The sequence below is a fragment of the Marinomonas sp. TI.3.20 genome (assembly GCF_038155025.1).
Lineage (GTDB): Bacteria > Pseudomonadota > Gammaproteobacteria > Pseudomonadales > Marinomonadaceae > Marinomonas > Marinomonas flavescens.
The window spans coordinates 1-333 of record NZ_JBAKAS010000093.1 but is presented as its reverse complement, the minus strand read 5'-3'; the positions used below and the strand labels follow the sequence as shown (position 1 = coordinate 333).

The following is a 333-nucleotide window of genomic DNA, read 5'->3' as shown; positions in this document are numbered from 1 at the left end:
GTATCGGTGGGAGCCAAGAAGGCATTAATTTATATTGAAACGTAACTCGGTTATGTGCTGCCAACCTAGCAGAGTAACAAGCGCCAAAGTAAACAAACCATACAAACATATAGACAGAAAGCTCTTCAGTCCAAGCAATCGAATATCCGAAAATTTCACGAGAAATGATTTGCGCAAAAAGCAGTGTAACGAACAGCGCTAATAAGGTCCGGCAGATGTAGCCTTCGATATCATTAAGAAAATGCAGAATCTTATTACCCATATCACGACCTCCATTTAATAAAGCAGTTATTAAAAAACTGAAAATTAAAAAAGAAAACCCCGCTGAGTTAA

At 37.8% G+C, this 333-nt stretch carries 1 protein-coding gene; it reads right to left on the bottom strand.

Going from position 1 to position 333, the window contains the following annotated elements:
* On the bottom strand, positions 1 to 262 hold a 262-nt coding region (locus tag V6259_RS19715), incomplete at its 3' end, for a TRAP transporter small permease (protein ID WP_341585979.1).
* Between the last annotated feature and the right edge of the window lie 71 nt (positions 263 to 333).